Origin of the sequence: Streptomyces sp. NPDC093097 (assembly GCF_044754325.1) — a bacterium.
Classification (GTDB): domain Bacteria; phylum Actinomycetota; class Actinomycetes; order Streptomycetales; family Streptomycetaceae; genus Streptomyces.
This window is the reverse complement of record NZ_JBIVOW010000015.1, coordinates 115,559-130,173: the sequence shown is the minus strand read 5'-3', so window position 1 is coordinate 130,173 and position 14,615 is coordinate 115,559. Positions and strand designations below refer to the sequence as shown.

At 70.8% G+C, this 14,615-nt stretch carries 9 protein-coding genes; 3 read left to right on the top strand and 6 right to left on the bottom strand.

Annotated features, from left to right (window positions below):
• Positions 1-161 precede the first annotated feature (161 nt).
• From ACIQE0_RS24740 to ACIQE0_RS24730, 3 genes are all read right to left on the bottom strand, one after another.
• Positions 162-1,778, bottom strand: coding sequence for an MDR family MFS transporter (locus ACIQE0_RS24740; RefSeq protein ID WP_402335987.1), 1,617 nt, complete (start codon positions 1,776-1,778; stop codon positions 162-164).
• Between the two features lie 94 nt (positions 1,779-1,872).
• A complete protein-coding gene (locus ACIQE0_RS24735) occupies positions 1,873-3,081 on the bottom strand; it encodes a glycosyltransferase (RefSeq protein WP_366337137.1) in 1,209 nt (402 codons plus the stop codon).
• Positions 3,082-3,182: 101 nt separating this feature from the next.
• A complete protein-coding gene (locus tag ACIQE0_RS24730) occupies positions 3,183-4,505 on the bottom strand; it encodes a UDP-glucose dehydrogenase family protein (RefSeq protein ID WP_402335984.1) in 1,323 nt (440 codons plus the stop codon).
• A gap of 280 nt (positions 4,506-4,785) precedes the next feature.
• On the opposite strand from ACIQE0_RS24730, the gene ACIQE0_RS24725 reads away from it, so the two are divergent.
• Complete coding sequence (locus ACIQE0_RS24725; RefSeq protein ID WP_402335981.1) at positions 4,786-5,571, top strand: TetR family transcriptional regulator; 786 nt, start codon at positions 4,786-4,788, stop codon at positions 5,569-5,571.
• A gap of 149 nt (positions 5,572-5,720) precedes the next feature.
• On the opposite strand, the gene ACIQE0_RS24720 is transcribed toward ACIQE0_RS24725, so the two are convergent.
• A complete protein-coding gene (locus ACIQE0_RS24720) occupies positions 5,721-6,878 on the bottom strand; it encodes a Dyp-type peroxidase (protein ID WP_402335979.1) in 1,158 nt (385 codons plus the stop codon).
• A 237-nt stretch (positions 6,879-7,115) separates the two neighbouring features.
• Between ACIQE0_RS24720 and ACIQE0_RS24715 the strand changes: the two genes are divergently transcribed.
• Positions 7,116-8,327: a right-handed parallel beta-helix repeat-containing protein gene (locus ACIQE0_RS24715; protein WP_402336122.1), complete on the top strand. Its 1,212-nt coding sequence runs from the start codon at positions 7,116-7,118 to the stop codon at positions 8,325-8,327.
• Between the two features lie 7 nt (positions 8,328-8,334).
• Here ACIQE0_RS24715 and ACIQE0_RS24710 read toward each other — a convergent pair whose 3' ends face one another.
• Both ACIQE0_RS24710 and ACIQE0_RS24705 read right to left on the bottom strand, forming a co-directional pair.
• Positions 8,335-9,015, bottom strand: coding sequence for a hypothetical protein (locus ACIQE0_RS24710; protein WP_366337162.1), 681 nt, complete (start codon positions 9,013-9,015; stop codon positions 8,335-8,337).
• Between the two features lie 302 nt (positions 9,016-9,317).
• Entirely contained in the window at positions 9,318-11,723 is a 2,406-nt protein-coding gene (locus ACIQE0_RS24705; RefSeq protein ID WP_402335976.1) for an SdrD B-like domain-containing protein, read from the bottom strand.
• Positions 11,724-13,119: 1,396 nt separating this feature from the next.
• Between ACIQE0_RS24705 and ACIQE0_RS24700 the strand changes: the two genes are divergently transcribed.
• Entirely contained in the window at positions 13,120-14,598 is a 1,479-nt protein-coding gene (locus ACIQE0_RS24700; RefSeq protein WP_366337160.1) for a sugar transferase, read from the top strand.
• Positions 14,599-14,615 lie beyond the last annotated feature (17 nt).

The following is a 14,615-nucleotide window of genomic DNA, read 5'->3' as shown; positions in this document are numbered from 1 at the left end:
ACCCGACGGCGGCAGCCCCCTACGGCCCATAGCCTTCCAGCGGGGTGTGAGCCGTGCACGTCAGGTGGAGCCGGCGGTCGACGCCGCGCCCGGATTCGGGCCGGCGTCGCCGTCGGCCTCACGGAACTCCGCCGTCGGTGCCTGGTGTCGGCCGGGGGCGGCTACTCGCCGGAGAGGGTGAGTTTCGGCACCCGCCAGGCCGCGATGAGGAAGGCGGCCAGCATCACGGCGGCGCCGGTGAGGAAGACGAGGCGCAGGGAGGCGGCGTATCCCTCCAGGAAGGGCAGTGCCGCGCCGGGGTCGAGGGCGCGCAGGAAGGCGGAGTCCTCCAGGTTGACGCCGCCGCCGGGGCGCAGGACGCCCACCAGGGCGTGCGCGTTGTCGGGTTGGGACAGCAGATGGCGGAAGGCCGGATCATGGCGGGCGGTGGTCAGCCGGTCGGTGATGTGGCCGGCGGCCGTGGCGAACAGCAGCGACAGGAAGGCGGCGGTGCCCACCGTGCCGCCGTTGGAGCGGAAGAAGTTGACCGATGCCGTGGCCGCGCCCATCTCCGTGCGGGGTATCTCGGACTGCGAGAGCGCGGTGAGCGTCTGCATCGACGCGCCGAGCCCGGCGCCCATCAGGGCCATGCCGAGCATCGCCTGCCACAGCGGGCTGTCCACCCCCAGTGTGGCGAAGACCAGCAGCGCGGCGGCCAACGAGCCGAATCCGGAGACGAGATAGATCTTGAAGCGACCGGTTCGGGACACCAGCCGGCCCACCAGCAACGTGACGACGAGGTTCGCGGCGACGGTGGGCAGGGTGGCCATGCCGGCCGCCATCGGGCTCATGCCGCGGATGAGTTGGAGGTAGAGCGGCAGGGTCGTCATCGCGCCGAACATGCCGATGCCGGCGACGAAGTTCAGCCCGACGCCTATGCGGAAGGTCCGGATGTGGAAGAGGTGGATCGGCAGCAGCGCGGCCTCGCCCATCCGCCGCTCCACCACGACGAACGCGGCCAGGCCCACCGCGCCGATCGCGTAGGCCAGCAGTGCCTGGGGGGAGCTCCATCCCCAGGTGCGGCCCTGCTCGGCGACGGTCAGCAGCGGCACCAGGCCCACGGCCAGGGTGAGGACGCCGAGGTAGTCGAGCCGGTGCCGCACCCGTTGGTGGGGGAAGCGCAGCACGCGGACGAGCGCCACGGCGGCCGCGGCGGCGAGCGGCACGTTGATCAGGAAGATCCAGCGCCAGCCGTCGACGCCGAGGAGGGTGGCCCGGTCCGCGAAGGCGCCGCCCACCAGCGGGCCGACGATGCTGGCGCCGCCGAACACCGCCATGAAGTAGCCCTGGTAGCGGCCGCGTTCGCGTGGGGTGGTGATGTCGGCGACTATCGTCATGGCCAGCGAAATCAAGCCACCGCCGCCGAGGCCCTGCACGGCACGGAACGCCGCGAGCTCGTGGATCGATCCGGCGGCTCCGCACAGCAGCGAGCCGACCGTGAACAGGGCGATCGCGACGAGGTAGACGGGGCGGCGGCCGTGGATGTCGGAGAGCTTGCCGTACAGCGGGGTGGCGAGCGTGGCGGTGATGAGATAGGCGGTGGTCACCCATGCCTGGGCCGCCAGTCCGTGCAGGTCGTCGGCGATGGTCCGCAGCGCCGAGGAGACCACCGTCTGGTCCAGCGCCCCCAGGAACATGCTGAGAGCCAGTCCGGACATGACGGTGGTGATCTGCCGGTGGCTGAGCCGCGCGGGTGCGTCGCCGGCCGCGCCCTGTCGTCGGGTGTCGGAGAAGGTCACGTGTCGTCCTCTGAGGTGGAGCGGTGGGCGATAACGGGCGGGCCGGGGCGGCGGGAGGTGGCTCCCGTACCGCCCCGGCCCGGTGGCCGATCGGTCAGCCGGCTATCCCTTCCAGGTCGCCGACCGCCTGCTCGACCTCCGGCAGCGTCAGCATCGCCAGGCGGGCCGACCTGGCCCGCGCCCGGGGCGCCGGGTCGGCGAGCAGCGTGCGGCAGGTGTCGGCGATGCCGGCCGCGCTGCGGTCGGTGATGTGGCGGCCCAGGCCCAGCTTCTCCACGCGGTCCGCGTTGGCGTGTTGGTCGCCGAAGTGCGGCAGCACCGCCAGCGGCGTGGCGGTGCGCATCGCCTCGCGGATGCTGTTGAAGCCGCCGTGGGTGAGGAAGAGGTCGACGGATTCCAGCAGCAGCGGCTGCGGCACCCGCTCGGCGACGTGGACGTGCCCGGGCACCCCCGCGGTGTCGACCGGGATTCCAGACGTCGAGACGACCACGGTGCAGTCGTCCAGCTCCGCCGCCGCCCCGAGTATCGCGCCCAGGCTCTCGATGGGGTCCGGGAACTCCACCGGGAGCGGCGTGGGCTGGTCGGACTTGCGGTTGTGGAGCATGGGCAGCGCGGTGCCGATCGCGGCGTACACCAGGGGCCGGTCCGTGGGCAGTTCGGCGGCCCACGCGGGCAGCGCCGTGCGGCGCTCGACGTCCACGGTCTGCCGGTAGGCCCACGACGTGGGCAGGTGCTGGGCGAAGGAGTAGGCGGGCGGCACGTAGTCGACGCGGCCGTGCGCGACGAGGGACAGCGGGTCCTCGTTTACGGGCAGGCCCAACTCCGTGCGCCGGTTGTTGAGCTCGGGCAGGACCTCGGCGGGGTTCATGATGTTGCTGAACCCGGAGGGCGTGGGCAGCTGCGGTATGCCCAGCAGTTCGGCGGTGAGTACGGCGGCCATGTCCATGCCGTCGCGCAGGATCACATCGGGGCGGAAGTCGCGGGCCAGGGGCAGCAGGACGTCCAGGTGCGGCTTGATGTTCGGCCCGGCCATGGTCCGCTGCATCAGGCGGCTGAGCTCCGCCATCCGCTCGTTCATGTCGGCGATCTTCTGGACCTCGGCGAGGTACGGACCCAGCCTGGAGGTCGGGTCGAACTCCGGTAGCGCGGGCGTCACCTGGACGTCGTCCTCGGCGAAGACATGGACGAGGTCGTCGTTGGTGACCACCTGCACCTGATGTCCGGCCTTGGCGAGGGCGCGCAGCAGGGGCAGTTGGGCCCGCCCGTGGGAGGGGCTGCCGTGGGTGGTGCACAGGACTCGCATGACGCGAAAACCTTTCTCTGGTGGCTTCTTCGGTGGGGGGATGGAGACGGGGTGCGGGTGGCGTGGAGGGTGCGACGGCAGGCCGCCGAGCGCACCTCAGGTCACGCGGCCCGCGCCGGCGCCGTCCCGCGTCCGATGCCCTGCCAGGTCAGCCCGGCTCGCGTGAGCCGGTCCGCGTCCAGCAGGTTGCGGAAGTCATGGACCTCGCGGCCGGCCATGCGTGCGCCGATCGCCGCCCAGTCCAGATCGCGCAGCTCCGGCCATTCGGTGAGGATCACGCAGGCCGTGGCCCCCTCCGCCGCCCGCACCGGGTCGTCGACGAGGTCGACCAGATCGCTCAGGTCGGGCTGTTCCTCGCGCAACGCCGGGTCGTAGGCGGTGAGTTCGGCGCCCCGCTCGCGCAGCAGTCGGGCGACGGCGAGCGCGGGCGAGTCGCGCAGGTCGGAGGTGCCGGCCTTGAAGGTCAGGCCGTACAGGGCGAGCCGCACGCCGCGCAGCGAGCCGCCGTCGCCGCGCCCGCAGGTGGCGGCGATGCGCTCGACGAGCTGCTGCTGGTGGGTGACGTTGGTCTCGATGGTGGCGCGCAACAGTGGGAAGCCGACCCCGGCCTGGTCGCACGCGGTCAGCAGGGCGTGGGTGTCCTTGGGCAGGCAGGAGCCGCCCCAGCCGGGGCCGGGTCGCAGGAACGCGTCGCCGATGCGCGGGTCGCGCCCGATGCCCTCGGTGACGTCGGCGATGTCGGCGCCGAAGCGGTCGCAGACGGTGGCGAGGTTGTTGGCGAAGGACAGCTTCATCGCAAGGAAGAAGTTCGCGGCGTATTTGGTCAGTTCGGCACTGGCGGGGTCGGTGAGCACCAGCGGCGCGTCCAGGTCGGCGTAGAGGTCGGCCAGGCGTCGGCCGGCGTCCTGGTCCGCGGCGCCGATGACGATGCGGTCCGGGTGGAGGAAGTCGTGGACGGCGCGTCCCTCGCGCAGGAACTCGGGGTTGCTCACCACGGCCACATCCGGCCGGCCGAGCAGCGCGGCGACCCGCTCGGAGGTGCCGACGGGCACGGTCGACTTGTTGACGACGACGCAGTCGTTCGGCAGGACCTCGCGGATCTGGCCGGCGACGGCCTCCACCGCGGCGAGATCGGCCGCACCTCCTGCCCCCATGGGGGTGGGCAGGCACAGGAACACCACGCCGGCCTCGGCGACGGCGGCCGCGGTGTCCCCGGTGAACTCCAACCGGCCCGCGTCAAGGGCGACTTGGACCGTTTCGGGGAGGTCGGGCTCCAGGATGTCCACCCGGGCCGCACGCAACCGCTCGACCTTGTTCGGGTCGGCGTCCGCGCACACCACAAAGTGGCCGAGGGAAGCGAGGCAGGCGCCGGTGGTCAGTCCGACATAGCCGGTTCCGATCACGGCAACGCGTTGCGTAGGCATAGGAGTTCACCACTTCCGTTCATGGGGGTGCCCACCTGTGGCGACGGCGGCGGGGCGCGGCCGCCGCGCCGTGCGGACGGTCCGGTGGCGGGCGCCCCCGTGGTACCGCCCTGGCGTGGCAAGCACTCAAGTCATCAATCGTTGAACCGCTTTAGGTATGACATGTGGCGCGAACTCAAGTCAACGATCGATGACATCAGGCCGATGACTTTGAGACAGTCGTCGCAGCCGGGAATATGAGCGGTGACGGATGGGCCACGGACGACGGAGGTGCGGTGACGTGACGGGAGTGCAGAACAGTGAGGCGTCGGAGGAAGTGGTCCGCAGGCGCTCGGCCTCGGCCACGCGTACCGCGCTCAGGGCCGCCGCGTCCTTCCGCTTCGGCAAGTACGGCTACGAGGGCACCAGCGTGCGGGACATCGCCGGCGACGTGGGCGTGGACGCCGCCCTCGTCTACCGCTACTTCGGCTCGAAGGCGGCGCTGTTCAACGACGTGGCCTGCACCGACAAGATGTTCGAGCCGCTGCTTCAAGAGCCGGTCGAAACGATCCCCGACTGGTTCTGTGCGATGTTGCTCGGGCAGCCGAAGGAGGGCGACTTCCCGCACCCGGTGCTTACCGTGCTGCGGTCCTCGGGCCGCGACGAGGCGGTGGGGCGCTTGCGCGCCGATCTCACCGAGGTGTTCTCCAAGCGCCTGGCAGCCCGCCTCGGCGGGCCGGACGCCGATCTGCGCGCGGAACTCCTGGCGGCCTGGATGCTCGGCACCAGCCTGATGCGGACGGAGATCCGCCCCCCTGCCCTGGTCTCGGTGCCGGACGCCACGCTGGAGCGGTATCTGCGGGCCGGCATCGAGGTGTTGCTGGGCCCGGCCCCGGAGTGCGACGACAAGGGGAGGGCCGACGCCGGGGACGGCGGCTGCGGCGCAGCGGCCGGATCCGGACCGTACGACGCCTACGCGGAGCCCTGCGTCCACGAGGTGTGCGACGCGCGCGGGGCGAGCGCCCGGGAGGACGGTGGAGGCCGGGCCGGCGACTGCCCCGACAACTGCCCGCTCCGCCAGGACTGATCGGCGCCACGGCCACACCCTCGCGTACCAGGAGAGCGGCCCGGCCTGCCGCCCGTGGGCACCAACCTCGGCTTCGAAGGGCGGCACTTGGGCCCTCGAAGCCTGCCTGACCGCGACGGGCTTCACGGATGCCGCCGGGTGCGCCTTGGTCAGCCGAACAGGCGGGAGCCGAGCGGGTGTTGTCGGTCGAAGCCGGGGAGGATCAGGAAGCTCGCGCTGGCGGTGGTGGTGGTGAACTGCAGCAGCGCGTCGGAGGTGTCCATGTGGGTGAGGGTGGCGGTGAAGGTCCGCAGGTCGTTCTGGAAGCTGATGAAGAGCAGGCCGGCGGCGGGCGCGTCGGTGGTGTAGGAGCGGCGGAGCATCAGGCCGACGCCGACCACGGTGGGGTTCGCCCTGCGCACATGGGCGTCCGCGGGGACGAGATAGCGTCCGTCCGGTGTCTTGGCTCCGAGTTCCGGGCCTGCGGCGACGGTGCCGCCGGAGAGGGGGGCGCCGCTGGCCCGGCGTCGCCCGAAGACCGCTTCCTGCTCGGCTGTGGACAGGGCGGCGAACCGCGGCAGGTCGAGTTCCATGCGCCGCAGTACGGCAAGGGTGCCGCCGGCGACGGCGGGGGGCCCGGCCAGCCACAGGTCGCGTTGCTGTTCGGTGGTCGTGTGCGGGCCCACGATGCCGTCGATGAAGCCGAGCGGGTTGCGGGGCGCGGTGAGGCCGTTGCCGACGGGCACGTTGGTACCGCGGCGCGCGGACTGCCGCCAGCGTTCGTGGATGCGGTCGCCGGCCTGGTCCAGGAGCGCGGCGGCGACGACCGGGAGGAGCAGCGCGTCGCTGGCGCAGATCTGCAGCAACAGGTCACCGCCGCGTGCCTGGGGGTCGATCCGCTCGCGGGAGAATCGCGGGAGGTCGGCCGCGCCGGGCAGCGCGGCACCGGCGGTGCGCACCAGCCGGGGGCCCACGCCGACGGTCACGGTGAGGTCGCCCGGCGGCTGGCCGAGCAGGCGCCGGTCGGTGCCCGCGACGAGTGTGCGGATGGCCTCGCCCAGTTCGGCCAGTAACGGACCGCCGGCCACGGCGGCAGCGAGGTCGGCCACCACCACGAGCAGGTTGGGCTGGGCCGGCTGAGGGAGCGTGATGCCTGCCTGATGGCGGCCCGTCACCGGAACCGGCGGGGGTGTGGCGTCTGCGGTAGGGGTGTGTCGGTCCGGCCGGGCGGAGTCCGCTGCGCACCCTGCGGCCAGACCGGCGGCCGCCATGGTGCCGGTGGCGTTGAGGAACGTGCGGCGCGACGGCTGGCGATCGGCTTGCTGCATGGTGTGCAGAGTGCCACACCGGAATCGCAGATATGTGTCAACTTCCTGATTCTGGCGGTGGATTGGGCGCTGTGCCAGACTGGGATCATGTCTCGACTGGCTCTTCGCGCCTTGGCGGCGGTACTGGGCACACTGACGCTGGCGGCCGGCTGCGGCGGCGGCGGCGGCGGCGGCGGCGGCGGCGAGGGAGGATCGGGCAAAGGCAGGCGGCCGAGCGGTGCGCAGGTGACGATCCGCGTGCCTGGCGATGCCCCGACGATCTCGGATGCGGTGTCGCTCGCTCGCTCCGGTGACCTGGTGCTGGTCGCTCCGGGTGTCTACCACGAGTCGGTGCAGGTCTCCACGCCTGGTGTCACGCTTCGTGGGGAGTCCCGGGACAAGGTCGTGATCGACGGGCGGTTGCGGCAGCCCAACGGCATCGTCGTCACGGCGCCCGGGGTGGCTGTGGAGAACCTGACCGTGCAGAACAACACGCAGAACGGGGTCCTGGTCACCGGTTCGGCGAAGGCGGCCGCCGGCCTGCCGGGAAGGAGCGGCGGCTACGACACCGGCGATGAGCCCGCCACCTTCCTGAAGTCGTTCCTGGTCTCCTATGTGACGGCGACCCGCAACGGCCTGTACGGCATCTACGCGTTCTCCGCGCAGAACGGTGTCATCGAGCGCTCGTACACCTCGGGCGGGGCCGATTCGGGGATCTACGTCGGACAGTGCAAGCCCTGTCACATCGTGGTGCGGGACAACATCGCCGAACTCAACGCGGTCGGTTACGAAGGCACCAACGCCAGCGGCGACATGTACGTGATCGGCAACCGCCTGGTCGGCAACCGGGTCGGGCTCACCACCAACTCCGACCACCAGGAGAAACTGCTGCCGCAGCAGGGCGCCGTCCTCGCCGGCAATCTGATCGCCGCCAACCAGCAGAGGGCCACCCCGGCGCAGGCCGACGGCGGATGGGGCATCGGCATCGGCATCGACGGCGGCAGCGACAACCAGTTCGTCCGCAACCGCATCGCCGACAACGGCAACGCCGGGCTGGTGATCACGGCAACCGCCGACATTCCTCCGGTCGGCAATCAGATCGTGGCCAACACGTTCACCGGCAACGGCGTCGACGTCGGCTGGACGTTCCCCACCGCCACGCGGGGGCGGGGCAACTGCCTGCGCGGCAACGATCTGCGCAGCACGGTGCCTGCCGCCCTTGCGACAGCCGCGGCCTGCCCGCTTCCGGCCAAGACACCCTCACCGGCAGGCAGTTGGACGAGGCCGACGGCACCCGGTGGCATCCCGTTCACCGAGGTCGCGGCGCCTGGCCCGCAGCCGCAGTTCCCCCACGCCACCACGACGGGCGCCACCGCCGTGCAGGCCGTTCCGGCCCTGCCGGCAACGGCAGGCATCCCGCTGCCGCCGGCGTCCCTGCTCGCCGCGCACGCGCGGGTGCAGACGTCCTGAGCGGCCGCTACGGCCTCGGGGTGACTCCCGGTGCGGGCTTGACCGGAACGTACTTCCGGGTGCCGAAATCGATGACCACCGGCTGTGTCTCGGAACCCACGCTGATGCGGACCCGGTACATGGTGCCGTCCTCGCCGATCCAGTAGCGCACGGTGCCCGCCGTTCCGGCGTGGCCGCGGGAGTACGGCCCGGTCATGACGTCCACCCGATGCCCGTCCACCTGGTCCTTTCCCCACCAGGCGGCGCCGTTCTGCGGCAGCAGTTGGGCATTGTCCGGTCGGTCGCCGGCCAGGTTGAGTGCGATGGCCAGCGAGCTGTCGAGCGCGATGCCGGACGACTGCAGGGGACGGCTGTACCAGCCCGAGCGGGGCGGCGACGCGGGTGCCTGCGCCGGGACATGCGCCATCGGATGGACGAGGACCGTGGTGGCCGTCCACTGGATCAGCCCGTCGCTGGAGGTGTCGCGCCCGGTGCCGTGCACCACGCCGTAACCGAGCTTGCCTTGGAAATCGATGGATCCGGTGACGACGAGCCCGCCGGCGGTGCCCGGCACGGTGATCGTCACCGTACGGCCGTGTGCCTGGTAGTTGAGGAACCGTGTGATCGCCAGCCGGTTCGCCTCGTCCGACGTCAGTGCACGCCGGCCGCCGTCACCCGAGCTGCCGTCGGCGATCAGGAACGCGGCCACGGCGGCCACCGCCAGGCCGAGGCCGGCTGCCGCCCAGCGCGGGCGCAGCCAGCGGCGCCGGTCGGCCGCACGGCCCGGTGGGGTTTGCTGGGTTCTGACGCTCCGCACGCGGCTCGACGCTGGCACTCTGCTGATTCACCCTCTCCGTCACGACGCTGCTCGGCCGCCGTGCGGTCACGGCGGCACTTTGCCGTCCGTGACAGACGACGCCGAGGCCGGCCCTCGTGGGCCGGCCAAGACGTGAATCTGCCCGACCGCGCCCTCCGGGTCGCGGGCAGGCAGATCACTGGTGTTCCGTTCGTTCAGTGTTTCTGGGCGCGACGCCTACGGCTCACGTATGCGAGGGCCAGGCCCCCGCCCACCAGCAGGCCGGCGGCGGCGATCATCTCCGGCAGCCTGGACATACCGGTGTGCGCCAGCGAGCCCGGGCTCTTGTCGGCCGGTGCCTGGTCGGCGGGCGGCGCGGGTGACGGCGGTGTGGAGGCCGGTGGCGCGGTCGGGGTGGGCGTCGGGGTCGGGGTCGGGGTGGGTGTCGCCTTCGGGACGTACACCCCGGCGTCGATGGTGTGATCGACCCCGCCCGGCTTGGTCGGTGCGGTGACAGGCGCGTAGCCGTTGCACAGCTTCCCGGTGGTCGGCGGGGTCACGTTGGAGTCATGCGCACGGTCGGCACCGGCTCGCGGGAGCGTGAAGCGCAGTGCGCTCGTCGGGGGCCGGCCGGGCACCTTGCTGGTGTCCGCGGTGCACACGTTGAACTGCACCGTGTATTTCGCGCCCGGCGTGAGCTGGTACGCGGCGCCGACACCACCGAAATAGTATTCTCCGGCGGCATTGGTCTTGGTCGTGGCGACCTGCTTGCCGTGTGCGTCCAGCAGGTTGATCGTCGCCCCCGGCAGGAGCGGTTCCCCCGGGTCCTGGATCCCGTTGTGGTCGCCGTCGAACCACACGAGGTTGCCGATCTGGATCGGTGCGTTCGCCGCCGCGTAGGCGATGTCACCGAGTCCGCCGGCCTTGCCGAATCCGTTCTGTTCCTGACCGACGAACTGGTACGCGTTGGCGGATGGGCTGTTGCCCGGGCCCAGACCGGTGGTGATGTCGTAGTAGCCGGTCCCGGCGGTTTCCACGTTGACGGTCGGGTCGAACTCCGTGCTGACGACCCACTGTTGCTGCGGAATGTAGGCCACCGATCCCAGCGCGGTCTCCTGGTGTCCGCCGCCGAAGAAGTCGCCCGGGAAGTATTCGACGACTCCGGCCTCCTCACCGCCGTCGTTGGCGGGGGTGGCGTGGTTGGGGCAGTTGCCCGTGCCTTCCCACGCGTATCCACCGTCGGGGTCGGCGCAGGCCATGGTGATGTCACCACCGGACATGCCCATTTCCGGCGTGTTGTTGTTCGGTCGGGGGTCCAGCCCCTTCGCACTGAGAACGTCCATGAACCGGTCGCGGAAGCCCAGGATCATCGAGCCGTCGCGGGCGAAGGCGAGGGAGGCGAGCTCCGGCTGCGGATCGATGAAGGCGCCGCCCAGCTTCCGTTCGTCCCACTTCTCCAGGGTGGTGTTCCACGGATTCCAGTGGGTGGCCTGGGCGCCGTTGCCGGCGCCGGTGAAGACGGTGCCGCGCTTGTCGGTGAGCGCGTGGGTCAGCACCGTGGTGAACCGCTTGCCGTCGTAGGCGTAGACGACGGCCTTCAGGTCCGCGCGCTGCTGGGTGCTCTCCGCGGTGCACACGCCGCCGGCGTAGAGCGCGTTGTTGTGGACGGCGAGGCCGAACGGTCGCCAGTCGCCGGCGCTCGCGCACCCCGGGTCCGGGATCCGCACCGTCGCCTTGGGGCCCGAGGCGGTGGCTCCTGTCGCGTTGAAGCTCACCAGGCTGCGGGTCCGCAGGTTCACCGCGTACAGCGTGGAGCCGTCTTCCGACAGGGCCAGGCCGCCGATGCTCTCCTTGCCCGGTGCGTCGGTGAAGCCGGGGTCCTTGATCATGTTGGCGGTGTCGTGCTGCGTTGTCGTGGCGCCCGGCACCTGTGCGAACAGCTCCGGTGCGCCCGAGCCGTCGGTCGGCACCGTATAGATCGCGCCGCCGCCCTTCGGCCCGTACGGGGCGTATCGGCGGGCGAACGCGCCCTGGAACAGCCGGCTTTGGTACTTGTCGTACGCCAGCCCGAACGTCGTGCCGACCTGGGCCTGGGTGGCCAGTGTGGTGGGGCACGGCGCATCGGCGGGACAGGTGCCTCGGGTCTTCGTTCCGAACGCCACCAAGGCCCGGGTGTCGGTTCCGTTGGCGCCATTTTGGACCGGCACGAAATACCGTGATTCCGGCAGCGCGTAGTCGGCCGGATCCCAGACCCCCGTCACCACTGACGCGCTTTTTCCGCCCGACACGTCCACGAACGACGTGAAGCTGTCGAAGTGGCTTTCCGCCGTCGACGCGGGCGCCGCCCGCAGGTAGTTGGCGTACGGTGCCGGAATACTGACGTCGACGCGGTATCGGCCGCCGCTCAGCGCCGTCGACCGCGACACCACGACCTTTCCGGTGGCGTCCGTGAGGCCGGTGACAACGTGCCCGGCGCGGTCGGAGACCTGCACCTTCATGCCCCGCTGCGGCACGTCCATCGTCGTGTTGATCACGCCGGTGCCGAAGAAGTCGCGCAGCACCTGAACTGTCAGCGTGCCGTCGGCAGTTGAGGCGGCGGCCGGTCCGGCCGACGCTCCCATGGTGCCACCTGCCAGTAAGAGAACAGACAACCCTATGCGCGCCAGCGGCGCCGCGAGCCTCCGGGCCGGGCGGCCCGGATCTGCGCCAACTTGGTTCATGGCATCACACTCCACACTTCTTGGCAGGAAAACGAAGCACGCACTTCTCGCTGCACGTCCACTTCGCGGCGCCCGGACGCGGGCACCAGGAATCGGGAAAGCGCCCACTGCTGGTGAGTGGACGGCTTTGCGGAATAAGGATGTGACAGATGATGCTTAAGTGGCGCGGGCAAGGAAAAGCGAACACCCGTTCAAAGCCTTCGGGGGAACCACCCTGCATTGCGCGTTCTTGCAGCTCAATCACGGCACCCCGCCCCACCGCCAACTTCACCGGCCGCCATCGCGAGCAGCGCGCGACATTCTATGGGCTGAAGTCTCGGCGTCACCAGCAGAATCCTGGAATCCATCAGGATGAGCAATAGCCCCTGAACGCCCGGGGATTGGCGACCCGAAGAATACGCGGCAACGACGTGATGGCCGATGAGGCGTTCACGCGTACGAAGGTGTCCTCTTCCGGTCGACCCCTCGGGCGCGCGGGGCTCCACCGGGGCCGACCGGATCAACGAGCAGCAACCCCCACCGAGGTCGACGTGGCACAAGAACCCGCGGGGGCGCAGGGCCGAGGGCGGGTGACTGACTTGACTGACCCACCACCACCTCATTCTCGTCACTGTCGCCCGTTCCTTTCTCGCCATCCGCAGGCTTGCTCCAGACACTCAGATGGCGAACTGACTTTCCGTCAAGTCCGGTCCTTCTGACGGGCCTTCCGTGGTGCTGGACCAGCACCTGCATCCCCTGCGGCCGGGCCCTCGCCCGAGCCGGAGCCTGGCCGCGCACTTGCCGGCGCGGGCCGGCCGGCAGCGCCGGGGCGCCCCGGGGTTGCCGGTACCGGCAGCCCCGAGAACTCCCGTCGTCACAGGTCACACGGTGCGTCCCCCGTCAAGGCACCACCGGTGGTGACCATTCAGTGGATCAACCTTCAAAGTTTGGCCACAAGTTGCACACATTCCCCTCTTCAGTTGGGCCTTGATGGTCTACATTGACGCTGCTTCACATGACACGAGGCAACAAATCATGATCTTTGGGTCCGGTACTGGGGACAGTCATGTCCTCGGTGCCGGACGTGGGGGGATCGGTTCGTGGAGCCCGAGAGGGGGCCTTGGGTGTGGGGAGCCCGAGGTTGTGACGGGCTTCCGCGCACCTCGGGAGTCCGGCACGACATGCGAGTCCACTGCCGCCCGGGTGGGGCGCTCACGTAGCGCTGCAACAGCCGGGAGGGCATGCGGGGGTGGGGCCTCCTGGGGGAGGAGGCGTGGGGAGCGAATGCGTCGAGATCACTGACGGCCTGGGGGGATCTGTGCAGCAGGGGGAACTGGTCGGCCCGTTGCTATCGGCGCGCGGGCGTCCGGAGAACGGGTCGACCAACCGGCCCGCGAGCGACTGGGAGCAGCGGTACCGCCGTACCGTGATCACCAGCGATACGGTGGTCACCGCCTTCGTGGTGGCGGCGATCGGCAACTTCTTCGGGGCCCGGGACGCGGCCAACTGGCATGAGAAATGGGGAATTCTCGCCTTCGGCACCGAGCTGCTGGTGCTGGGGGCGCTTGCGGTGAGCCGGTCGTGGGCTCCGGCCGTCCTCGGCCAGGGCGCCGAGGAGTTCCGCCGGCTCGGACGCTCGCTGTTCACGGCGACTGTCGTGCTGGCGCTCGGCGGGATCGCCCTCGCCTCGCGCAACATCAAGCTCTGGATCTTCGTCGCGATCCCCGCGATCGCGCTGATCACCATGACTGCGCGGTATCTGCTGCGTCTCCGGCTGCACAGGCAGCGGAAGGAAGGACGGTGCCTGCGACCGGTGCTCGCCGCCGGAAGTCTGGACACCGTGCGCGACCTGATCGCCCGGACCCGCAAGTTCCCGCACCTCGGCTGGCGGGTGGACGCGGTGTGCACGACGGACGGTCTCGGGGCCGACGGTGACCGACTGGACGGCGTGCCGGTCGTCGGCCGGCTGACGGACGTCGCGGGCCACGTCCACCGCGACGGCTACCGTGTCGTCGCGGTCACGCCGGATCCGCACTGGTCACCGGACCGGCTGCAGCGGCTGGCCTGGAACCTCGAAGGCAGCGACGCCGAGATGGTCGTGGCCCCCGTGCTGATGGAGGTGGCCGGCCCGCGGCTGCATGTCGACGCGGTGCTCGGGATTCCGCTGCTGCGGGTCAGCATGCCGGCCTTCACCGGGGGGCGCCGGGCGGTCAAGGAGGTCGTCGACCGGTTGGGCGCGGCGATCCTGCTGATGCTGTTCGCGCCGCTGATGGTGCTGGTCGGGCTGCTCGTGCTGGTGGACAGTCGGGGCGGGGCGTTCTACCGCCAGCGCAGGGTCGGCAAGGACGGCCGCGAGTTCACCATCGTCAAGTTCCGCACCATGGTCGCCGGGGCCGACGGGGCACGTGCCGCGCTGGCCGACCGCAACGAGGGCGCCGGTCTGCTGTTCAAGCTCCGCCGGGATCCGCGGGTGACCCGGGTGGGAACGGTGCTGCGGCGGTACTCGCTCGACGAACTCCCGCAACTCTTCAATGTGTTGACCGGATCGATGTCGCTGGTCGGTCCGCGGCCTCCGCTGCCGGAGGAGTCCGCCGCGTACGGCCCGGACATCCGGCGGCGGCTGCTGGTCAAGCCCGGGCTGACCGGCCTGTGGCAGATCAGCGGGCGCAGCGACCTGCCGTGGGAGGAGGCCGTCCGGCTGGACCTGCGGTACGTGGAGGACTGGTCGCTCGCGCTCGACACGGTGATCTTGTGGAAGACGCTGCGTGCGGTGCTCCAAGGGCAGGGGGCCTACTGATGCGTGGGATGCGTCGT

What these genes read in the sequence shown, in the direction of transcription:
- ACIQE0_RS24735 (WP_366337137.1), bottom strand. Translation starts at nt 3,081, where the DNA reads ATGCGAGTCCTGTGCACCACCCACGGCAGCCCCTCCCACGGGCGGGCC.
- ACIQE0_RS24730 (WP_402335984.1), bottom strand. Translation starts at nt 4,505, where the DNA reads ATGCCTACGCAACGCGTTGCCGTGATCGGAACCGGCTATGTCGGACTG.
- ACIQE0_RS24720 (WP_402335979.1), bottom strand. Translation starts at nt 6,878, where the DNA reads ATGCAGCAAGCCGATCGCCAGCCGTCGCGCCGCACGTTCCTCAACGCC.
- ACIQE0_RS24705 (WP_402335976.1), bottom strand. Translation starts at nt 11,723, where the DNA reads ATGGGAGCGTCGGCCGGACCGGCCGCCGCCTCAACTGCCGACGGCACG.